This is a genomic window from Campylobacter concisus, from assembly GCF_003049735.1.
In the GTDB taxonomy this organism is placed as follows: domain Bacteria; phylum Campylobacterota; class Campylobacteria; order Campylobacterales; family Campylobacteraceae; genus Campylobacter_A; species Campylobacter_A concisus_AN.
In genome coordinates this window covers 180649-202822 of the sequence record NZ_PIRM01000002.1, presented here as the reverse complement: position 1 = coordinate 202822, position 22174 = coordinate 180649, and the positions used below count along the sequence as shown (strand labels likewise).

Below are 22174 nucleotides of genomic sequence, written 5' to 3'. Positions count from 1 at the left end.
TTAATATTCACCTGTAGTTTTGTTTATACGGTGAGGCATTTTCCAAGAACCATCTTTGTCTTTTACAGGTACTGGAAGTGTAACTTTATAATGTGTTCTGCGTTTTGCTGCACGAGAATGACTCACTCTTCGCTTTGGTACTGCCATTTTTACTCTCCTTTATAAATTTTTACATTTTTCACAATAGAAATAATCACTCTTAAAAGCTTCTAGCTCGCTCTCAAGGACTTCTTTTAAATCAATATTGCCATCAAAAAATTCCATCGTATCGCTAAGCTCATTTTCGCTATCTTTATAAATACCGTCACTTAAATTTAGCTCTACATCTTGATCAATAGGTAACATAAATACTTCACCGCATCGATCGCAAACATAATTTACATTCCCTTTTATTTTACCTTGACATTTTACCAAAAAAGGGTCTTTTCTTTTTAAAATTCCAATAAAAACTAAATTATCATTTCCTACTAGTTCAAAGCTTATATCTTTGTTTGCTATTTTAGAAAAAGATATAATCAATTTTCTTGACCTAAAGTTAGCAAATTTCTCTTGAAGCAAAGAAGAAATTTATCTCATTCACAGCATTTTCTAGGCTGTCACTTCCGTGAACTGCATTTGCATCAATACTATCGGCAAAATCAGCTCTTATCGTACCAGGAGTTGCTTCTTTTGGGTTAGTTGCACCCATTAGCTCGCGGTTTTTAGCAACTGCATTTTCGCCCTCTAAAACCATAACCACAACTGGCCCGCTTATCATAAATTCGACTAGATCGTTGAAGAAAGGTCTATCTTTATGAACTGCATAAAATGCTTTTGCATCGCATTTGCTAAGTTGAATTTTCTTTGTAGCTGCGATCCTTAGGCCGTTACTTTCAAATCTATCTATAATTTTTCCAACAACATTTTTCTTAACAGCATCAGGCTTAATAATAGAAAGTGTTCTTTGCATAAATTTTTCCTTAAATCTAGGTTATTTAAATTGAAGTTGGCAATTATATCAAATAAAGCTTAAAAATAAAATAGGCTCAAATTGAGCCTAAAATTTATAAATATAAATTTATTGAATAACTGGAATAGAGCCATTGCGTGCATCAGCACCGATCTGATCGCGCGAAGGTTGTCCTGCTACAACAGCGTCCCATACGATACAACCGTCAGTTGGACAGGCAGATGCACAGGCTGGCTCATCGTTGTAGCCTACGCACTCAACGCATTTGTTTGAATAAACATAGTATGTATCTGCTCCAGTTGGGTTGTCGCTATCATCAACGATAGCTGAAACTGGGCATTCATCAATGCATGAACCACAGCTTATGCATATATCAGTTATTTTTACAGACATTTTTTCTCCTTAGGTTAAAATTTGGCGTAGAATATCAAAAAAAGCTGAAAATGATATAAATAAGCCCTTAAATTTAACTACGATCTTGAATTTTAGAAAAACTACTTTATAAATCTTTTATCACTTTTAGACTAAATTTACAGATTAAAATTTTAAAAAGGTTGTATAAATTTAATGAACGATATTATTGAAATAACTGGCGCAAGAGAACATAACTTAAAAAATATAAATCTTAAAATTCCAAAAAATAAATTAGTAGTTTTTACCGGTCTTAGCGGAAGCGGCAAGAGCACGCTAGCCTTTGATACGCTTTATGCCGAGGGACAAAGAAGATACATGGAGAGCCTTAGCAGCTATGCTAGGCAGTTTTTAGACCGTGTGGGCAAGCCTGATGTTGATAAGATCGAGGGTTTAACGCCTGCTATTGCGATCGATCAAAAGACGACTTCTAAAAACCCTCGCTCAACGGTTGGCACGATCACTGAAATTTATGACTATCTAAGGCTCTTATACGCAAGAATCGGCGTGCAGCACTGCCATAAATGCGGCAAACCTATCTCAAAAATGAGTGCGAGCGACATCATAAATGAAATTTCAAAGCTCCCACTTGGCGCAAAAGTGATCATCTATGCGCCGCTAGTTCGTGAGAAAAAGGGCACATGGGCGGATTTGATCGAAAATTTACGCCAAAAAGGCTTTGTAAGGGCACAAATAGATGGTGTAGTGGTGAGGCTTGACGAGGAGATCGAGCTTGCAAAAACGAAAAAACACACGATAAAGGTCATCGTTGATAGGATCGCCATCGATGAGCAAAATCACGAGCGCCTTGCAAGTGATGTGGAAAAGGCACTAAATGAGAGCTTTGGAGAGGTCGAGGTAGAGATCGCAAATGCTGATGAGCTGGGCTTAAAAGAGAGCTTTATACATTACAGCGAGCATATGGCTTGTTTTGATTGTAAAATTTCATTTACGCCGCTTGAGCCGCTAAGCTTTAGCTTCAACTCGCCAAAGGGCGCTTGCGAGCACTGCGACGGACTTGGCATAAGATATAGCCTAGATATGAGCAAGATCATCGATGAGGAAAAGTCGATAGAAAACGGCGCGATCAAGCTACTTTATGGCTATAACATGAGCTATTATTATAAATTTTTGCTTGCTTTTTGTGAGCAAAATGGCATCGATACTAAAAAGCCTTATTATGAGCTTAGCGAAGATGAAAAAAGACTCGTTTTATACGGCAACGTCAAGGATGTTGAGTTCTTTTGGAAGCGAAATAAACTGCTTAGAAAATTTGATGGAGTGGTTAAAATTTCACATGGGCTTTTGAAGGATTACAAAGACTTTGACGAATACATGAGTGAGAAAATTTGTGATGCTTGTAATGGTCACAGGCTAAAGCCTCAAAGTCTAGCGGTCAAGGTCGCTGGCCTTGGACTTGGTGAAATTTTAGATATGAGTATAGAAAACTGCACCGCTTTTTTCTCGAATGAGAAAAATTTCGCCTATCTTAGCGACTATGATAAGGCGATCGCAAAGCCTATCTTAAAAGAGATTAATGAGAGGCTTTTCTTTTTATATGACGTGGGGCTTGGCTACTTGTCGCTTGGGCGTGATGCTAGGACGATCAGTGGCGGTGAGGCACAGCGCATCAGGATAGCGAGCCAGATAGGAAGCGGGCTAAGTGGCGTCATGTATGTGCTTGATGAGCCAAGTATTGGCCTACACGAGCGAGATACGCTAAAGCTCATAAAGACGCTTAGAAATTTACAAGCCAAAGGCAACTCTGTAATCGTCGTCGAGCATGATAAAAAAACGATAGAAGAGGCTGATTTTATCGTAGATATTGGCCCTGGAGCTGGTAAATTTGGTGGTAACGTGGTCTTTGCAGGCAGTTCAAAAGAGCTTTTAAGCTCAAACACCCAGACTGCACAATATATAAACGGTAAGAAAAAGATCGACTATCAAAAAAATAGAAAAGCTGAGAAGTGGCTCGAAATTTCAAATGTAAATATCAACAATATCTCAAATTTAACCGCGAAATTTCCACTTAGAAACCTTGTGGGTATCACTGGCGTCTCAGGATCTGGCAAGAGCTCGCTAATACTTCAGACCTTGCTTCCAGAGGCACAAGAGCAGCTAAATAGAGCCAAAAAAGTGAAAAAAATAGCCGGGGTAAATTTAAGTGGACTTGAGAATTTAGACAAGGTTATATACCTCGATCAAAGCCCGATCGGCCGCACTCCACGATCAAATCCAGCGACATATACCGGCGTGATGGACGAGATAAGAAATTTATTTGCACAGACTAAAGAGGCCAAGCTTAGAGGCTATAAAATAGGGCGCTTTAGCTTCAATGTCAAAGGTGGGCGCTGCGAGAAGTGCCAAGGCGAGGGTGAGATCACGATCGAGATGCACTTTTTGCCTGATATCAACGTGGTTTGTGACGTTTGTAATGGCGCTAGATATAACGCTCAAACCTTGGAAATTTTATACAAAGGCAAAAACATCGCCGAGGTGCTAAATATGAGCATAGATGAGGCGGTTGAGTTTTTCAAGGCTGTGCCAAAGATCGCTTCAAAGCTAACCACACTTCAAGACGTGGGACTTGGCTACATCACACTTGGGCAAAATGCAGTCACACTTAGTGGCGGCGAGGCGCAGCGTGTAAAGCTAGCAAAAGAGCTTAGTAGAAGCGACACTGGAAATACGCTTTACATCCTTGATGAGCCAACGACAGGGCTTCATTTTGCCGATGTCGATAGGCTAGTAAAGGTACTAAATCACCTAGTTGATCTTGGAAATTCAGTCTTTGTGATCGAGCATAATATGGATGTTATCAAAAACTGCGACTATATCGTAGATATGGGACCAGAAGGCGGCGCAAAAGGCGGCAAAGTAATAGCGTGCGGTAGTGTAAAAGAAGTAGCTAAAAACTATAAAAAAACTGGCAGCTACACTGGGGAATTTCTAGCGCAAGAGCTTGAGGAAATGAAGAAAAAGTAGAAATTTAGCTCAACCGTTTCTTTGTGAAATTTGAAACGGTTGAGGCGTGTTGGAGCATTAGCTAATTTTTAAGGTCGATTTTTCATCTATCGCACTTAAAGCTAGAGCCCAAAATAGTAGCATTAGAAGTGCATTTTCATGGTGAAATGTTGTATTTGCAAGTGAGATTATATTATTAGCCATGAGCATTAAAAGGGCAAGAAAAACTATGCTATTTTGTCTAAAATTTTTAATAAATTTTATAAAGAGTGATAGTTGAAATATCAAATATGCAAGTAAGGCAACGATGCCCTTTTCTGTTAAAAATGTTAAAAAGGTATTGTGTGCATGACTAACATGAACTTCAACATTGCCTGGAAAATATTTTGTTATATCAATGATCTTAAACTCACCAGAACCTATCCCAAATAAAGGGTGGTCTAACCACGTATAAAATGCGCTAGCAAAGATCGGATATCTAGTCTCTGATCCAGTAACCCCCTTTGTTAGTTGACTATAGAATCTTTGATCTTGAGTAATATTCGTTGATATATATATATAAGAAATAGCTATTATGCTAAACAAAATTATCAAGCCTAATAAAAATTTTATTTTTATCTGTTTATTTAAAATTTCAAAAAGCAAGTAAGTAAAAATAATGATTGGTAAAAGATACATTGTAGCTCTAGAGCCAGCTATCATTATTCCAAGGACGCAAATTCCGGCAACACTTATGCCTATATACTTTTCAAAAATTTCTTTGCTATTTATCGAAACTAATGCTACACAAAAAACTAGTAGCATAAAAATAGCGCTATGATTTACGTGTCCTATTGATTTAAGCTCAAAAAGTGCTAAAGGGTCATTTGAAGTGAATTTTTCTATACAAGCAGGGATAAATGCAGCAATCAAACCAGTAAATAAGGCAAAAAATAAAAATTTAAAATTTATTTTTTCTACGCCGACACTTCTGGCTACAAAGAAAAATAGCATACACCTTAGCGGATCAAGTGCTCTTGATACAGAAACTCCATTTATCAAGCAGCTTATAAAAGTAGCCAAAACAAAGATAAAAAGCGAGATATTTATGAGATCAAATTTAAATTGCTTTTTTTCTTTGACGCAAATATAAATTCCAGCCAAGACAAAAAGTGTGAGTGAAATTTGCTTTAAGCCTTCAGTTACTGGTAGCGTAAATAAGACAATAACTAAAAAAAGATTGTAGAGCTTAGAGGCAATGTCATTTTTCATGCAGATCCTTTAAATTTTAAGTGGGCATTTTATCATTGCTGAACTAAAAATAATATACAATTAAACAAAAATTAAAAGGAAGTATCGTGCCTAATGTGAAAATAAGCTTTGTAGTGCCTGTTTTTAACAAAAAAGAGCATATTAGGGATTGTTTAAATTCGCTTATATCTCAAGACATGGATGATATTGAGATTATAGTTATTAATGATGGAAGTACTGACAATACGCTAGAAATATTAGAAGAATATAAAGATAAAATAATATTAAAAACAAAGAGCAATGCTGGTGTTAGTGCTGCTAGAAATGACGGTATATTGCTAGCTAGTGGCAAATATACTATCTGCGTAGATGCTGATGACTATGTGGAAAAAGATTATGCTTCATGCGTTTATGATATCGCAGAAAAATTTGATGCCGACATAGTGATAACAGATATGTGTAAGGTCTATGGTCATAAAAAGCTCCTTTTTAAGGATTTTGAGACAAAAGAGGATGGCGCAATCGATAAAAACGAGTATCTAAAAAGGCTTTTAGCCTCAAGGCACAACAAAGTCTTGCATAATGCGGCAAACAAGGCGATTAGGACTAAAATTTTAAAAGAAAATTTATTTCCAGTTGGGATCACGCAAGCTGAAGATTTTCACACTGTAGTGAGAAATATTATCGCTTCAAAAACTCTTGTAAAGCTAAATAAGGCTTTTTATTGCTATAAGATAGGAGATAACAACACTGCAGGCTTTGAAAAATTAAAAGCTGTGATGGATCATAAATTTGTATATGATGGCATAATCTCAATTTTAAAAAACAAAAATTTAGCTCTTGAAATGGTGCCAGATCTAGAGCTTAGAAAGATAAAAAGCGTCTATATGCCAGCTATTTTGGCAAGACCAAATCTAAACAATAGTAGCTATGTAAAGGCACTTGATCTTTTTTATGCAGATATTGATAGCATCATAAACTCATCTGGTTTTTCAAAGCTTAGACTAAAACAAAGAATTTTACTTAAAGTGCTAAAAAATATAAAATCGTACGAAAATGTATCAAAAATTTTAAAAATCTTTAATACAATAAATGGCTTTTTGTCAAATAAAAAAATGAAAGAATTTAAAGAGTAAAAAATGATAAATATACTTGAGCTTGAAAGCTCTCTTGGATTTGGCGGACAGGAACACCGCACTCAGCGCGTGATAAACGGACTAGATAAGAGCAAATTTAAGGTTTTTTATGGGCTAAATCCTGGCTCAAAAAGCTTTGAGAAGCAAATAGAGTGTGAATTTGTTGAGTTTAATCTCAAAAAGTCTTTTAATATCTTTGAAATTTTAAAAATTTGCAAATTTGTAAAGCAAAATAATATAAAAATCATCTCAACTCACTCAGGCAAAGATGGTGCCATTGGAGCGATTGTGGGTAAAATTTGTGGCGTTAGCGTGGTTCGCACTAGGCATTTGCAGCTGCCTATAACATCGCCCTTACCTTACAACCTAAGTACAAAAGTAGTCGGCGTGTGCGACTCAGTATGCAAGGATCTTATAAAAAGAGGCGTGAAAAAGGAAAAAGTCGTCAAAATTTATACAGGCATCGATACGCAAAAATATACACCAAAATTTAAGATAAATATGAAAAAAGAATTTGGCCTAAATGACGACGTAGTTGGAGTTTGCATCGTTGCAGTGTTAAGGGCAGCTAAAAATCATAAGCTATTAATCGATGCATTTAGTGAGCTAAATTTAGAGAATTCAGCCCTTTTTATCGTAGGTAATGGCCCGCAAAATAAAAATTTACAAGAATATATAAAAGATAAAAAAAATATCTTTATGCTTGGCAACAGAACCGACGTGAGCGATTTTTTGGGCTCTCTTGATATTTGTGTGTTGCCTTCAGAGATGGAGGCTATCGGCGGAGCGCTGCTTGAAGCATCTTCGTGCAAGCTAGCTACTATTGGAAGCGATGTGGGCGGACTTGGCGAGGCGGTAAGTAATGGCAAAAGCGGATTTTTATTTGAAAATGGCAACAAAGAGGAGCTAAAGAAGGTGCTCGAAAGGCTCATTTTGGATGAAAATTTAAGAAAACAGATGGGTGAGTTTGGCAGAGAGTACGTAAAAGAAATTTTTAGTATCGAAAAAATGATAGAAAATACTCAAAATTTATATATGGAGCTTGTAAAATGAGCGTACCAGTTTTGATGTATCACCACGTGCTTGAAAAGAGCGGATTTATCGCTAGTAGCGTGGATGAGTTTAAATCGCATATGAAATTTCTAGCTGAAAATGGCTATAAAACACTAAGCATAAATGAATTTATTGCGTATAAAAAAGGTGAGCTTGAAGTGCCTAAAAAGAGTGTTTGCATAACATTTGATGATGGCTGGATGGACAACTACATCTATGCTTATCCTATCGTGAAAGAATTTGGGCTAAGGGCAAATATCTTTATAATTACTGGCTGGATAGAAGCGGCGCAAAAGGCACATGAGATGAGGCCTGCTAACTTTTTAAATGTTGATCACAACGAGTGCAAAAGGCTTGCTCCAAGTAGGCCACAAGATGTGATATTAAATTTAGAGCAGATTGAGAAAATGAGTGATTATTTTTACTTTCACTCACATACGCACGGTCATTTTGATGGATATTTTGGGCAGCTTAGCTTGGACGAGGAATTTGGTCTTTGCCGTGAATTTATGAAGAAAAATTTTGGCTTTGAAGACGACGCACTTTGCTGGCCGCGTGGCAAATACAATGATGAGTATCTAATGGCAGCCAAAAAGCATGGTTATAAGGCATTTTTTACGACAAAACGTGGCATTAATAAAGCTGATGGCAACCTTGAAGAGATAAAGCGCATCGTTACAAAACGTGATGAAAAATGGCTAAAAAAGACCATGTTTATATATCAAAATGATATTTTAGGCTCTATCTACGCGGCGATAAGGTCTTAGTGAACTAAATTAATTGGTAAAAATTTTCTTATTTTTGGCTATATGTTTTTTGTGAGATCTGGAGAATCGCTTCTGATTAGATATTTCGCTTGATTGGTAATTTGAACTCTAGTTTAAATTTATGCTCATTGTTTTTGAGCACTGGCTTGGATCCTTGCTCGAGTTTCTCTTATAAATTTCGGCTCTTCTAGCTTCTTCATCAGCATTTAAAATACAAAGTATATCGCATCTACTTATACGTAAAAGTGGATTTGCGCTTACGTATATTACGACTTTTACAAACGGCATGATAAATTTAAAAAATGGCTTTAACTCATCTTGATGATCGCTTTTGATTTTTATCTTTGGACGAGCTATAAATAAATTTAGGCTCATTACATCATCATCGATTACAGCGATTTGATAAGGTTTAAAGTTTTTAAATCCATTTTTTCTAATTTGTTTTGCAAGTGTACTTTTGCCACTGCCGTGAAGCCCAGTAAGAGCGATTAAGGCCTGTTTTTTATCTTTTAAAATTTCTTTGCAAGCCTCATTTAATGCTTCAAGCATTATTTATAGCCTCTATTTCTAAAATTTGAATATAAATTTCCTAGAACTGGCGTAGAATAGATAAAAAGCTTCTTTTTAACTCTAAAAATGTAATCACTCTCGCTCTTCGCATTGTTTGAGATATCAATACGTCTTATCTTAAATTTATCATCTCCTGCGCAAAATCCACCATCTATCACACTAAAGGCAAAGTCATAATACTCTCTTACAACTTTTAGTGAAAGCTCGTTAAAGTGCCCTTTTGGAAAGCAAAAGCCAAATTCTTGTTTTTCAGGAAATAGCTCTTTTATCTTAGCCAGCGAGCTAGAAAATTCCTCTCTTAATTTTGCTTCATCGTTACTTTTGCAAGAAAAGTGGCTCGCCGTATGGCTATCAAACTCAAAAAGCCCACTCTCTTGCATCTGCCTGATCTCGTCTAAATTTAAAAAATACTCCGCATCTTTTTCGTAGTCTATTTCTTTATGTTTTTTAAATACAAAGTCATAATCTTGCCTTTTAAAATCCTTGATCTTATCTGTTATCAAAAAGCAAACAGCTGGAATTTTTAACTCTTTTAGGATAGGAAATGCAAATTTATAATTATCAAAATACCCGTCATCAAAAGTTAGTAAAATGTTCTTTTTAGAGGCTTTTACTCGGCCACTAGCTATATCTTTAAACTGAGCATAGTTTATAAATTTATAGCCCTCATCTAACGCCATCAAAAGCGTCTTTTTAAATAGCTCTGGCTTAATGGCAAAGTCGTTTTTATTGTTATTACAGTGGTGCATCGTTAGCACGCAAACTGGGTAGTTCATTTTTGCTCCAGTAAATTTTTAATAGCCTCTTTTAGCGCCTTGTGGCTAAAGTTTTCATCCACAAATTTAAAGGCGTTTTGTGAGTAAATTTTAGCTTTTTCAGGCTCATTTATCAGCTCCAAAATGCACTCTCTTAGCGAAATTTCATCTAAATTTTTAGCACAAAGCCCACGCTCTTTGTTTTTAACTAGTACATTCATTGGTGCGTTATCGTAGACTACGACTGGTACTTTTGAGCTCATTGCCTCAAGTAGGACTGTACCAAGCCCCTCAGAGTGCGAAGCAAAGACATAGATATCAAAACTTTTTATAACATTTGCCGCGTCATTTCTAAAGCCAGTGAAGATGATCCTGTCTTTTTCATCAAACATAGAGGCGATCTGCTCTTTTGCACTGTCGCTAATGTTGCCAGAAAATACAATAGTCGCATCCTTTGACTTTAAAATTTCTTTTGCGGCACTTGCAAAGTCAAAGACGCCTTTCTTGCGGTAAAGCGAGGTAAAAGTGCCGATGACTAGCTCGTTTTTGGCGATATGAAACTCATCTCTAAAAGTGCTTTTTGTGCTATCAATCTTTTCAACATCAACCGTGCTTGGCATAAAAACTAGCCTATCTTTGCTAACTCCGATGCTCAGAAGATACTCTTTGACGCTATCTGAGATGTATAAAATTTTATCAAATAGCCTTTTATGCATTAATTTTGAAACAAGCCCTTTTATCGGAAAGAGGTTGTGTCTTTCTTTATAAAATTTAACGCCCTTGCTTCGGTAAAATAGTCCAGCAACGGCCCCAACCCAGCTATCAGTTGATCCATGAGTTATGACCACATCTATATTGTTATTTTTTATTGCTTTGCAAATAGCCGGTATGCTTTTATGAAAATTTTTCTTATTCATCTCTTGTGCTATAACACTAAAGCCTTCTTCTTTTGCAATGCTTTCTATCTGAGAGTTTGGGTTGCAAAAAAGTATGACATTGTGACCCATCTCACGCATAAAACGCATCTCATTTAGTGTCTTGTTTTGCTCGCCACCCCAGTTAAAAAGCGTCTCTGTGTGAAGAATGTTCATCTGCCTATCCTAAAATTTCTTTTATTTTGGCTTTTATGTTTGGCATTTCGTCGCTAAAATCCATCAAGGTCTTTTCTATGCCATGCTTTGCTATGCCCTCTTTATCGCAAGGCACAAAGTCCCAGTCTTTTTGATAGACGATGTGTTTGCCCATACTTTGTATACCATTTTGGGCTGTATAGCCATTTTCCATGAGTGAGTTATCCCAAGGCCCCCATTCAAAAGCATTGCTTGGACCAAAAAAAGCGATCACAGGCACGTCGTTTGCTGCGGCTATGTGCATGATGGCGGTATCAACACCAATAAAAAGGCTTGAATGCTTTGATAGGGCGATCGTTTGTTTCAAATTTAGCTTACCGCCTAAATTTATAGGCTCACTCTTGCAAATTTTTAGTACGCTTGCTAGCTTTTCTAGCTCATTTTCTTTATTATCACTTGTTAGTACGACCTTTACCCCAAGCTCATTTTCGCAGTAGTCGATGAGCTCTGCCATGCTCTCATCATTTGCGCATTTAAACATCCAGCGGCTTGTAAGATGCATATGTACAAAGCATTTTGGTAAATTTAGATGCTCCACGCTCTCGTCTGAAAATACACTCACCTTTTTGCTAATTGGTTCAAATCCCAAAGCCCTTAAAGCGTTTAGATTATGATCGATCGTATGTGAAAAATTTTCGTAGTATTTAGCCTTAACGTTTAGAAGTTTATTTATTGATTGATTTTTGCCAAGAAAGCCTACTATTTTTTTGATCTTTGCATATTTTGAGATGATGATGCCGCGATCTCCCGTGGTTGTTTGCACAGCCATATCGTATTTTTCTTTTTTGATGGCTTTTATAAATTTTATCTCGGTAATTAGTTTTTTAAAAAAGCCAGAATTTGCACTTTGTCTATCGTAAATGTGAATTTTGTTTATGTAAGGATTTCCTTCTATCATCGCTTCTGTGCCTTTGTTTAGGGCAAAGTCGATGGTCGCATCTGGGTAGTAGTGGTGCAAATTTTCAATGAGCGGCGTGGTTAAAAGCACGTCGCCGATATTTCTAAATTTAATTACAAGTATTTTCATTTTATATATTTCCAAAATGTGTACTGGGCGTAAAGTCTAGCGATAACATAGCCCGCAAAGCCCTCTTTAAAGCCACCTTTTAGCACGTAAAGCTTAAAAAATGTCCAAGCCGGGCTTGTAAGCGCCTTTAGCAAATTTCTTTTTGCACCCATGCTTGAGTAGCGATTTTGCTTGGCGATAAACTGCTCGATGCTCTCATATGCATAGTGTAAGAAGTGATTTTTAAGCGCTCCAAGCCTTTGTGAGCCGTCATTTAAAACAACCTTTTCATGCACAGCTCTGCCATCAAATTTGGCAAAATTTTTGTTAAAAAGTCTCACCGTGTAGTCTGGATATAGCCCCATGTTTTTTATCGCTTTGCCAAAGAAAAAATTTAGCCTGGCAACGTTATAAGCCATAAATTTTGGCTCTTTTAGTGTATCTATGATCTCGTTTTTAAGTTCATCCGTGATCACCTCGTCACTATCAAGCACAAAGATCCACTCATTTTTAGCTAGATCCACGCCTCTTTGCTTTTGCGCGCCAAATCCCAGCCAAGCTTGCTCGTGAAATCTCACGTTGCTAAAGCCATCACAAATTTGCCTTGTGCTGTCTTTTGAACCACTATCAACCACGATGACCTCATCAGCAAAATTTGTACTTTCTAGCACTTCTTTTAGGTATTTTTCGCTGTTACAAGTCAAAATGACAACGCTTAGCATTTATACTCATTTTCGTAAAATCTCTTAAATCTTTGGTGAAACCAAAAGTACTCCTCAGGCCTTGATCTAACCATCCCTTCACACGCGCTGCACTGCATTTGCGTTACTTTTTGTACCGCCTCTTCTTTATCAAATTTATTTATATCAATGGCTGGCGAAAAACAAATTTCGCTTATGTTTTCATCTTTTTGATAGATAAATGCATTAATTATTAGGGCGTTTGTTTTTTGAGCTAGTACGCTCGCAGCTGGCGTGTGAAGCACATCTTTGTCAAAAAATTTCACCTTTATGCCATCTTTTGGAGCGGTATTTTGATCTACTAAAATTCCCACTATTCGCCTAGCTTTTAGCGCTTTTAAGATGTCTTTTGCGCCGCCATCTTTGTCAATGAGCTCCACGTCAAACTGCGATCTGTTCGCCTTTAAAATTTCATTCATGATGCCACTATCAAGCTTTCTACCAAGCACCGAAACTGCACCAAAGCGAGCTGCCATCGCTAGACTAAAAAGCTCCCACTGCCCAAAATGCGCAGTTGCAACGATAATAGGGCGGTCAAGCTTAAGTGCTTCAAGCAGATGATATTCGTTTTTAAAGCCTACCTTTTCAAGTACCTTTTGTTTTGTTGTGTTTTGATTTAGGATGAAATTTATACCAAGGTATTTTGCAAAGTTGTAGTAGCATTTTTTGGCGATCTCAAGCTTCTCTTCCTTGGTTTTTGACTCACCAAATGCAAGATTTAAATTTATCATCACGATATGAAATCTCTTTTTTTTAAGTTTCATAAACGCAAACGCTAAAAATTTGGCAAGCAAATCTCTAAGTGAACTAGGCAGTAAAAATATAAAAAATTTTAAAGTATAAAAGCCAGCCAGATAGAGTCTATCCATTTAGCAGCCTTTTTGCGAAATTTGCAACCGTTTCTGGGAAAATTTCTCTTATGCAAAAGTCGTTTTTATCGATACTTCTGGCATCTATTTGCTTACCCATATCTATAACTAAATTTTTATCCGTGATGTAAGCATTTCTGTGGCTTGGACGGTTGCCAAAAAGTGTGATAGAAGGCCTATTTATCGCCCAAGCAAGGTGCGTTAAGCCGCTATCGTTACCAATTACTAAATCACAGCTTGTAATGAAGCTTATCATCTCTTTTATGCTAAGTTTTTCAAGTAGCTTTGCCGAGGTACCTGAGATGATCGCCTCAGCCCTTACTTTCTCGCTCTCACTTCCGTAGCAAAGGCAAATTTCGCATCCATCAAGTAGCCTGATCACATCTTTAAATTTGTCATAAATTTTGCTCTCTTCGCTTGCAAAGGCAGCAATTAAAACGCGTTTTTTACCACTTTCGTTTTTATAAATTTTACTTACTTCAAAGCAAGGTGTTTTTTCTAAAATTTCACTTACTTCAAAGCTAAAATTTAGAGCAAAAGCCACAAGCGCCAAATTTCTAATGATTATATTTTCGTTGTAATCAATTTTAAATTTATGTCTATAAAGCCTGGCTGCGATCTTTTCTTTGACGCTCTCTCTGCTAAAGCCATAAGTTTGCTTGCCTATTATTTTTGCGACTACAGCTGATTTAAAAAGTCCTTGTAGATCGATCACTTTGTCAAATTTACCAAGCGTTTTTAGTATCTTGTAGCTTTGTTTAAAGCTTTGTTTAAGTGGTAAAACGACTAGCTCGTCGATAAGCGGATGATCTTTTAAAAGGCTTGCAAAACGAGCATCAACTAGCCACGTAATATGGGTATTTGGATAGTGCTTTTTGATAAACTGAAGCACAATAGCTGCGTGCACGATATCCCCAAGAGCGGAGAGTTTGACGATGGCTATTTTTAGCTGATTTTTGTTTTGCATTGATCACTTTAGATATAAATTTTTGGTATGATTTTAAAAAAAAATGCTTAAAAAAGGGCTAAAATGGCGAAAAGTTACATCTGTGTCTTTGACTGCGAAACGATACCTGATGCAAATTTGATAAGAAAAATTTATGGCATTGACGGGAGCGATGAAGATGTGAGCATGCAAGCGATGGCGCTGCAAAAAGAGGCCAGTGGGAGTGATTTTTTGCCTGTGATGTTTCATAGAGTGGTCGCGATCTCTGCGGTAATGGCTGATGAGTACGGTAAATTTTTAAAAGTTAGCACGATGGAGGGCAAGGACGAGCGCGAGATCATCGCTAAATTTTTAAAATTTATAAATGATTATAACCCAAGGCTTGTTAGCTTTAATGGAAGGGGTTTTGACCTGCCGATGTTAATGGTGCGTGCGATGCGCTACAATCTAAATGCAGCGGCATATTATGAGAGCGAAAACAAAGAGCTAAATAAAAATAAATGGGAAAACTATAGAGCTAGGTATTCGCCTAAATTTCACCTTGATTTGCTTGATTTTATAAGCGATTTTGGAAGTGTGAGAGGGCTAAAGCTCGATACGCTTTGCGCTAGCTTAAATTTACCTGGTAAATACGACGTGCACGGCGATCAGGTGCTTGAGCTATACTACGCAGGCGAGCTTGATAAGATCAACGAATACTGCGAAAGCGACGTACTTAATACCTACTGGCTCTTTTTAAAATTCGAGCTTTTACAGGCAAATATCTTGCAAGATGACTATATAAATCACCTAAACGTGATGAGTGAATTTCTAGCCAAAAACTGCGCTCACAGAGGATACACTGAGGTCTTTTGCACTGCGATAAGCGACGAGCTAGCTAGACTTAATGGCAAGCTTGATTACGAGATAAAGATACAAAAAGAAGACGATGAAGAATTTGATGATTTTAGCGATCTTGATGGCGTGAAAGATACGCCAGAGCAGCTAACTGAGCGTTTGGCAAGGCAAGGGCTTGATGGACTTTTAAAAAAAGCTAGCGAGGTTGCGTCAGCTGCCAAAAAAGATAAGAGTTTTGCCGAAGAGAAACTACCTGAAATAAATTTGGACGAAGAGTAGAAATTCTACGCTTTTAGGCCGTAAAATATCTTTTGCTACTCTATGGAATTAATATCCTGATCCGCGGAATATCACGGATACTCAAATCCAAATTCATACTCTTTTAAAACTCCATTAGAAAAGATGAATTTCTCGTAGTAGAGTGGCATATCAAATTCTTGTAAGAGTTTGCTTTCATTTTGCTCAGTGATGTAGGTGAAGATAGAGATGGTGTTTTCTTCTTGTAGATCGTTTGGCTTGCCTAGCTTCTTTAAAATTTGCTCTTGTTTGTCGCCAAGTTTGATGCCAGAATTTGTAGTAGAAATTTTTTATTATATTTATTTTTGCAAAATATTTTTAATACTAATTGGATCATCATGACTGTTAAGTTACCTTTATCTCACTATCTTCTATTTATTTGAATTTTCCGGTCGATATTCTAGTGGCTTTGCTAAGTATTAAGAGCTCAAAAACATAAAATTTTTGTCCTATAAATATATTTACTTTTAAATACGTTACTCAAATTACCTAATTACTATTTATTTTTATAAAAGCTTTTTCTCGTGTCATTAAGAATTTTTGGAGTGATTTGATTTATATAAAGTCTATTCTTTTTACCATGATCTACGTAGTAATTTTCTGCTTTATTAATTTTTTCATCGTTTGTAGTTTCATCTATATATCCAAATTTCCAAGTGTACTCATACAAATAAAATTCCGAGGCTAATTTTTTAAAAAGTATATAAAAGTCCACTATATTTCCATCTCTGTCTTGGGTTCCGCCTTTAAACTCAATTATATTACCATTAGCTGTAACGCTCCACATAGACATATCGTCATAACAGAAGCTCCATTTTTTTATCTTGTCTTTGTAAATAATTGCGCACTCTTTTATATCTATTGCCCGCCCCAGGTTGTCCTCATTATAATTACGTAAAATCTTTACAGAATAGCTATCACTGCCTATTTTAAAATAATAGTTAGATGTGCCTTTGTATTTAAAATTTGGTATTTCATCTTTTCCCATACCATTGCAAGCCAGCAATGATAATAATAAAAATGCACTATTTAAAAATTTGAAAAATTTCAGCATTTCTAATCCCTGTGTAATTTTCTTTTCTATCTCTTTTGCTTTGGTCGTCGGTCCCCCTATTAATAACATAAGTTATTTTATCCACTACATTTTCATTATTTGAGTCATTTTTACTCTCATCCGCTATTTTGTGTAGATTATTAGAAAGCCAAAACCATGCAGCACTCATTATCGCGTACTTTCCATATTCGGCTACTAAAGTAGGTTACATCTTCTATTCTTTTATCAAATTTATTAGTCAGGTAAATTCTTGGATGTAAATTTATAAACATCTACGCTACCATCTTCTTCTTCATATAACCATAATTCACAGCTTGATTTAGAATATTTATCAGCATGAAAATGTAGTTGTACCAAAAGACTTTTGTTGTTTAACCACTTAAAATCAAAGTCGTAACAAAAATTTTTATTACACTCTTTGTATTTTTGATTTTTTAGATGTTGTATTTCTTTAATTTTTAAGTCGTAGTCGCCATATAAATTTAAAATAGGCTCTTTGTATATATTTAATATAGTTGTTTGACGATAGGAAACCTTGCTTTCATTCCAAATGTCTTTTGATATTGTTTTGCAACCTTGACTCAAAAACTTTTTTGATATTGTCTTTTGCTTCCAGCTATTATAATAATCATCTATATAATCATCTGTTGCAAATGATAAATTTACAGCTATAAGTAAAGCTAAGATTATTTTAAAGATTATCCTCATAATATTTCTCCAAAAGTATTTTTGTATCCTTCCTTTAGTATTTCCAGTGGGTCTGCTAGATCCTTACGTCTTTTAAATTTATTGTTCGAATCATTAGTGACAGTTAAAGGATCATCTTTGTTGGCTCCATTTGTAAAGTACTCAAAGTGAAGCATGGTTACTATTTTTTTATCAACTATATTTGGGTGATCACCGTTATCAATCATTAGTCCAGAATATCCTATAACCTGACCTTTTCGTACCATATCACCCGCTTTTACTTTTACTCTTGAAGGATCAACCTCGCCATATCTTATTATAAAGCTACCAAATTCTACTGTGTCGTATTGTATCGTTATGTGATCGGTTTTACAGTAAAAATTACCAGTCTTTATTACTTCGCCATCAGCTATAGATACTATCTCTACATCTGACTTAAATGTTTTTATGTCTACATTCTTTTTAAAAGGCATATCTGTATATAGATCTCTTGCGGCGTGTTGTCTTTTGCCATTGTTTCTATTTCTGCCAAATATTGCTTGGCTCTCGCCCTTGTCTCCCAACATAAGCGTCCAGTCATATTCCATACCTCTATTATTTAAAGGCTTGATTTTTAGTGGAAAAACTATCTCATTGCCCATCTCTACTTTTACTAAGACTTCTTTATCCCCATCTTCCCACATACCTTTATTTACTCTAGTTAAACTCTTTGATTCATTAAAAGAGTTAATAAATTTATCCATATTCTCTTTGCTTAATAAATTTATACCAAGCTTATTATCTTTATCTGCATTAGACTGATTATTAGAGCTCTCTTCTTTTGCATAAATTTGATAGCTCTTATTTGTATTCTTATCACTTTTTAGCTCTTTGCTTAGCTTGTCGTCTTCATAGATATTTATCTCATTTGAAGAGATATTTTTACTTATATATAAGTAATTATCATTTTTTATTAAAGCATCGTCTTTATTATCACTAAGATTTAATTTAGCATCAAATGCCTTCTCTTTTATAGCATGCTCAAACTCATATATAACTAGCTTATCATTACTAAATCCAATATATAAAGGTATCTTTATATCTAGTCTTATATGATTTTTGCCATATCTTGTATAAAACTTAAATTTATCCTTATCACCTTCAAGATATGCAAAAAATACTATAGTATGACCACCTTGTTTTAGCTTGTCTAGATCATTTTTTTGTATAACATCTGAAATTTTAAATGTTATCTCTTTACCTTTTTGATCTTTTAAGACTACTACATCTTTTGGATTTGATTTGGATAGTTCATCATACTCTTTACTTTTTATGACCTTATATCCCCAAAGTATCTCTTTATATCTCTTACTACCTTTTTCTTGTTTATATATAGCCTTTAAGCTTATTGGCTCATTTGTCTTAAATGGATACTCACTATCAGAGATTACATTTGTTATATGATCTGTTATATCTCTTAACGAAACCTTATTGCTATAGCAAAAGTTAGAGCTACTCTTATCTTGATATCCTAAAGATATTACAGCTGTATCAGAGTGAGCATGAATATCTTTAGTGCTATAAACTTTACTTAGATCACTTGAATAAAGTATAAATTTAGTATCTCCTTTATTCTCTTTATCTATTGGGATATTAAATGTAGCTGTATATGAGTTCTTGATATCTGAGTCTTCATTTTTTACTAAAGATATACTCTCATATATACTTTTATCAAAGCAGTGATGAAGATATATCTTATCTATATCTTCACTTGCCTTACCATCTTCGTTTTCAATGATGAGATTGTTTATTGTAAGAGTAAGACCTGAACTTGATGCTGATGTAGGTACTGCATTATTGCCATGAGCTAGACGAAGCTTTATATCAAACATAGCTGAGTCTTTATCATCTCTTAGGGTAAAGTTATTCTCTTTAGCGAAATTTAATAAAGAAAAATTTAGGTGTTTGTTGTTAGACGTTTGGTCTTCAAAGTACTTCATACTTATAACGCCATCTTCTAGTTTATACTCTATATCATCGCTATTTTGCTTTATACTAGTAAAGGTAGCACCATTTATCTTATCTTCTTCATTTTTGTTTTCTTGATAGAGTATTACTGTATCTTTGCTATTTGCATTTTTAAATTTTATCTCTTCATTTTTACTATCTTCGTAAGAGTCAAATTTAAAGTCAGTAAGTATTAGCTCGCATAAATTTACCTTGCCATAGTTTGGCCTACTAGAATTTAGCTCTTTTGGGTTTAGCTCACTACAATCAAATGGAGTCTGACTAGCTAGCACGACGGTAAATTCGCTCTTTTTAGGTTGAAAGACTCTAATAGGAGTTGTCATCTTCCTTGGACATAGTAAGAGTATATTTTCTTGTTTGTAAAATTCCTCCTCTCTTTGTCTTAAGAGCTTATTTATTCTTGAAGTGTTTGAAGCATTTGAGCTGATTAAATTTACGCAGTATATGTTTTCAAGGCTAAAGGTCTTTGTACTTTGAGTGCTTAATAAAGAATTTATCTTTGTAACAAATGGCTGAAATAAAGCCTCACATTTTGATGCATCTGATGCATTTAAATTTGATCCATTTTCTTGAAGTTTCATAAATTCTAAATGAGTGACGTTTTGGATGATCTCTTTATTGTTTTGATTTTTTGATTTATATTTTGCTTTGGATATATTTAAATGGCTAAAAACATCTATACACTCGGCAAAATTAACATTTTGTTCATCACTTTCATAAAGTCCAAACTGATTTGAAATTTTTTCTCGTAAAAGAGATGTTTTATTATTTGCTTCATCACCAAAGCTTTCATATGCTAGCCAAAACCAGGCTTTAAAACGATTTTTGCTTTTGATGTAGCTTGCTAGGGATGGATCAATATTACTTTTTTTGCTGATATAAAGAAGTGCTAAAAGCGCGACATGCTCTCTTGAAATTTGACTGTTTTGTGTATCTGAAGTAAGTGAAACGGCTTGTAAATTTTTAAGTGGAGAGTTGTTTAATTTTTGATTTATCTCTTGGATTAGTGGCATAAGCTTTTGTTCCAAGACGGCATTTAGCTGATCTTCCGAGCTAAATTCAAACTCAGGTAAAGTATCGGCACCTCCAGACTTTGCATAAGCCCCTTTTGCGGCATCATTTATCTTTTTTAAAAGTTCATCTGTATCTATCTTTTCTATGGTAGTCTTACTCATGGTGTTAGCAATAGTTTGCTTGACATCTTTTATGACTTTGTCTTTGTTGTTTTTATAAATTTGGGCACAAATAAGTTCTATATCATCTTTTAGGCTAAAGCCATATCCAATAAGTAGTTTGTTGTTAGATATAAATGGTCTGCTTATGTCATTGTCATATGAAAATTTTATAATATCTATTAAATTTCTTTTAAAATTTACATCATTTCTGGGCGTTAGAGGCATTAAACTTCCTTGGAAATTTTTACTAAATATTAGCACAAACTTAAAAAGTATTCAACAATAAAACTTTATAGTAAAAATTTATGTCAAAAATATAAATTTGAATATTTTTATTTTTGACAAGGCTATTTAAAAGGGCTTGTAAATTTAAAGCGACTTTATAAACTCTTTAAATTTATCGCCTCGCTCGGCATAGCTCTTAAACTGATCAAGGCTCGCAGCTGCCGGGCTAAGAAGTGCTATCTCGCTGGTCTTTAGCTCTTTATCTATCTCATTTACAGCATTTTGCAAAAAGTCGCATTTTAAAGCCGGTATGCCAAATTTAGTCGCTAATTTCATGAGTTTGTCACTATTTGAGCCAATGGCGTAAATTTTTACTCTTAAACTCTTTAAGCCTTCAAAAAGTGGCGTCATATCAACACCCTTATCATCGCCACCAAGTATTAGATGTATGAAATGATCTTTGTAGCGTTTAACGGCCTGTATACTCGCGTCGATATTGGTCGCTTTTGTGTCATTGACCCAGGTTCTGCCATTTTTATCGCTAAATTCTTCAAGCTTATTTGCCTCGATGACGAAGGTATTTAAAAGCTCCGCGTCGCAGCGGTCAAATAAAATTTTCTCCACCGCAAGTGCTAGCAACGCGTCAAGTAAAAATGGCGTTTTAAAATTTATACTATCTACGCTTATACCGCAAAAATTAGCCAAATAGCTCTCATCTTTGTAAGCGATCACTTTTGCCTTGGTTGGCGTATTGGCGTAAATTTCAGGCACGATCGCCACGCTACTTTCGCTCATGCTAGCAAGTGGCTTTAGCTTAGCCTTTTCGTATTCGCTCATATTGCCATGCCAGCTTAGATGGTCTGGAGTGATCGGCAAAAGCACATAGATGCCCGGTGTAGCGTGATTTGTGTAGTGAAGGGTAAATGAGCTAGTCTCAAGTATCCAAATTTTAGCGTTTGGGTCTAAATTTGCTAGTGCGATGCCGACGTTTCCGCCCATGACTGAGCCCTTGCTCTCTAGTAGGTGCTGCGTCATCTTTGTAGTCGTAGTCTTGCCGTTTGTGCCGCTTATCCAGATGTTAAATGGCAGATTTTCTTTATAAATTTCATAAAAATAGTCATACTCGCTAACTAAATTCTTAGCTTTTTTAATAAGCTCGTGATGAGGCGGGATACCTGGGCTTGGTATCTCTAGGCTGCTTTTTGCTGGGTCAAATTCGCTAACTGGCAAAAGAGCATTGCCAAACTCATCTTTTGAGATTTCACTAAATTTATCATCATAGATATTCCAAAGACCGTCTTTTGTGAAATTTTTAGCGATAGCCTTTATCGTGCCACCGTAGCCAAATAGCGATTTTCTCATGGCT

At 35.6% G+C, this 22174-nt stretch carries 21 protein-coding genes; 5 read left to right on the top strand and 16 right to left on the bottom strand.

Annotated elements, in window-relative coordinates; genetic code table 11:
• The 4 genes from rpmF to CVS97_RS05245 form a co-directional block, all read right to left on the bottom strand.
• Nucleotides 1-147: a 50S ribosomal protein L32 gene (gene rpmF, locus CVS97_RS05260; RefSeq protein ID WP_002942540.1), complete on the bottom strand. Its 147-nt coding sequence runs from the start codon at nt 145-147 to the stop codon at nt 1-3.
• Between the two features lie 12 nt (nt 148-159).
• Nucleotides 160-519 (bottom strand): YceD family protein, encoded by a 360-nt coding sequence (locus tag CVS97_RS05255; RefSeq protein WP_107785445.1) that lies wholly within the window; start codon nt 517-519, stop codon nt 160-162.
• A 16-nt stretch (nt 520-535) separates the two neighbouring features.
• Nucleotides 536-949, bottom strand: a complete 414-nt coding sequence (gene ndk / locus CVS97_RS05250; protein ID WP_084041293.1) for a nucleoside-diphosphate kinase — start codon at nt 947-949, stop codon at nt 536-538.
• Nucleotides 950-1057: 108 nt separating this feature from the next.
• Nucleotides 1058-1342, bottom strand: a complete 285-nt coding sequence (locus tag CVS97_RS05245; RefSeq protein WP_021091598.1) for an NADH-quinone oxidoreductase subunit I — start codon at nt 1340-1342, stop codon at nt 1058-1060.
• Nucleotides 1343-1516: 174 nt separating this feature from the next.
• Between CVS97_RS05245 and uvrA the strand changes: the two genes are divergently transcribed.
• A complete protein-coding gene (gene uvrA / locus CVS97_RS05240; protein WP_107785341.1) occupies nt 1517-4345 on the top strand; it encodes an excinuclease ABC subunit UvrA in 2829 nt (942 codons plus the stop codon).
• Nucleotides 4346-4402: 57 nt separating this feature from the next.
• Here uvrA and CVS97_RS05235 read toward each other — a convergent pair whose 3' ends face one another.
• On the bottom strand, nt 4403-5575 hold the full coding sequence (locus CVS97_RS05235) for an O-antigen ligase family protein (protein WP_107785340.1): 1173 nt from the start codon (nt 5573-5575) through the stop codon (nt 4403-4405).
• An 86-nt stretch (nt 5576-5661) separates the two neighbouring features.
• Between CVS97_RS05235 and CVS97_RS05230 the strand changes: the two genes are divergently transcribed.
• From CVS97_RS05230 to CVS97_RS05220, 3 genes are read left to right on the top strand one after another with little or no spacing between them, the layout of a single operon-like run.
• Complete coding sequence (locus CVS97_RS05230) at nt 5662-6690, top strand: glycosyltransferase family 2 protein (protein WP_159070904.1); 1029 nt, start codon at nt 5662-5664, stop codon at nt 6688-6690.
• A 3-nt stretch (nt 6691-6693) separates the two neighbouring features.
• A complete protein-coding gene (locus CVS97_RS05225) occupies nt 6694-7743 on the top strand; it encodes a glycosyltransferase family 4 protein (RefSeq protein ID WP_107785338.1) in 1050 nt (349 codons plus the stop codon).
• Nucleotides 7740-8510, top strand: a complete 771-nt coding sequence (locus CVS97_RS05220; protein WP_107785337.1) for a polysaccharide deacetylase family protein — start codon at nt 7740-7742, stop codon at nt 8508-8510. Before CVS97_RS05225 ends, CVS97_RS05220 begins: the two co-directional genes overlap by 4 nt.
• 108 nt (nt 8511-8618) lie before the next feature.
• On the opposite strand, the gene CVS97_RS05215 is transcribed toward CVS97_RS05220, so the two are convergent.
• Genes CVS97_RS05215 through waaC form a run of 7 tightly spaced genes read right to left on the bottom strand, consistent with a single transcriptional unit; the run spans nt 8619 to nt 14547 of the window.
• A complete protein-coding gene (locus CVS97_RS05215; RefSeq protein ID WP_107785336.1) occupies nt 8619-9059 on the bottom strand; it encodes a hypothetical protein in 441 nt (146 codons plus the stop codon).
• Nucleotides 9059-9856 (bottom strand): polysaccharide deacetylase family protein, encoded by a 798-nt coding sequence (locus CVS97_RS05210; RefSeq protein ID WP_107785335.1) that lies wholly within the window; start codon nt 9854-9856, stop codon nt 9059-9061. The genes CVS97_RS05215 and CVS97_RS05210 overlap by 1 nt, the downstream gene beginning before the upstream one ends.
• Nucleotides 9853-10926 carry a glycosyltransferase family 4 protein gene (locus tag CVS97_RS05205; protein ID WP_107785334.1) on the bottom strand — a complete coding sequence of 358 codons (1074 nt, stop codon included), beginning with the start codon at nt 10924-10926 and terminating at the stop codon, nt 9853-9855. The genes CVS97_RS05210 and CVS97_RS05205 overlap by 4 nt, the downstream gene beginning before the upstream one ends.
• A gap of 4 nt (nt 10927-10930) precedes the next feature.
• A complete protein-coding gene (gene rfaQ, locus CVS97_RS05200) occupies nt 10931-11992 on the bottom strand; it encodes a putative lipopolysaccharide heptosyltransferase III (RefSeq protein ID WP_107785333.1) in 1062 nt (353 codons plus the stop codon).
• Nucleotides 11989-12693 (bottom strand): glycosyltransferase family 2 protein, encoded by a 705-nt coding sequence (locus CVS97_RS05195; protein WP_107785332.1) that lies wholly within the window; start codon nt 12691-12693, stop codon nt 11989-11991. Before CVS97_RS05195 ends, rfaQ begins: the two co-directional genes overlap by 4 nt.
• Nucleotides 12687-13580: a lipid A biosynthesis lauroyl acyltransferase gene (locus tag CVS97_RS05190; RefSeq protein ID WP_107785331.1), complete on the bottom strand. Its 894-nt coding sequence runs from the start codon at nt 13578-13580 to the stop codon at nt 12687-12689. Before CVS97_RS05190 ends, CVS97_RS05195 begins: the two co-directional genes overlap by 7 nt.
• The gene (gene waaC, locus CVS97_RS05185; RefSeq protein WP_107785330.1) at nt 13573-14547 is read right to left on the bottom strand and encodes a lipopolysaccharide heptosyltransferase I; all 975 of its coding nucleotides are present in this window, start codon (nt 14545-14547) and stop codon (nt 13573-13575) included. Before waaC ends, CVS97_RS05190 begins: the two co-directional genes overlap by 8 nt.
• 63 nt (nt 14548-14610) lie before the next feature.
• Between waaC and CVS97_RS05180 the strand changes: the two genes are divergently transcribed.
• Complete coding sequence (locus tag CVS97_RS05180) at nt 14611-15642, top strand: 3'-5' exonuclease (protein ID WP_107785329.1); 1032 nt, start codon at nt 14611-14613, stop codon at nt 15640-15642.
• Between the two features lie 514 nt (nt 15643-16156).
• Here the strand turns inward: CVS97_RS05180 and CVS97_RS05170 are convergent.
• The 4 genes from CVS97_RS05170 to murD all read right to left on the bottom strand — a co-directional run bounded on the left by CVS97_RS05170 (nt 16157) and on the right by murD (nt 22170).
• Nucleotides 16157-16783: a hypothetical protein gene (locus CVS97_RS05170; protein ID WP_159070905.1), complete on the bottom strand. Its 627-nt coding sequence runs from the start codon at nt 16781-16783 to the stop codon at nt 16157-16159.
• Nucleotides 16784-16948: 165 nt separating this feature from the next.
• Nucleotides 16949-17422, bottom strand: a complete 474-nt coding sequence (locus CVS97_RS05160) for a hypothetical protein (protein WP_107785326.1) — start codon at nt 17420-17422, stop codon at nt 16949-16951.
• Nucleotides 17419-20808 carry a M23 family metallopeptidase gene (locus CVS97_RS09400; protein ID WP_234401425.1) on the bottom strand — a complete coding sequence of 1130 codons (3390 nt, stop codon included), beginning with the start codon at nt 20806-20808 and terminating at the stop codon, nt 17419-17421. The genes CVS97_RS05160 and CVS97_RS09400 overlap by 4 nt, the downstream gene beginning before the upstream one ends.
• A 144-nt stretch (nt 20809-20952) precedes the next feature.
• Complete coding sequence (gene murD / locus CVS97_RS05150; protein ID WP_107785325.1) at nt 20953-22170, bottom strand: UDP-N-acetylmuramoyl-L-alanine--D-glutamate ligase; 1218 nt, start codon at nt 22168-22170, stop codon at nt 20953-20955.
• Nucleotides 22171-22174: the final 4 nt, after the last annotated feature.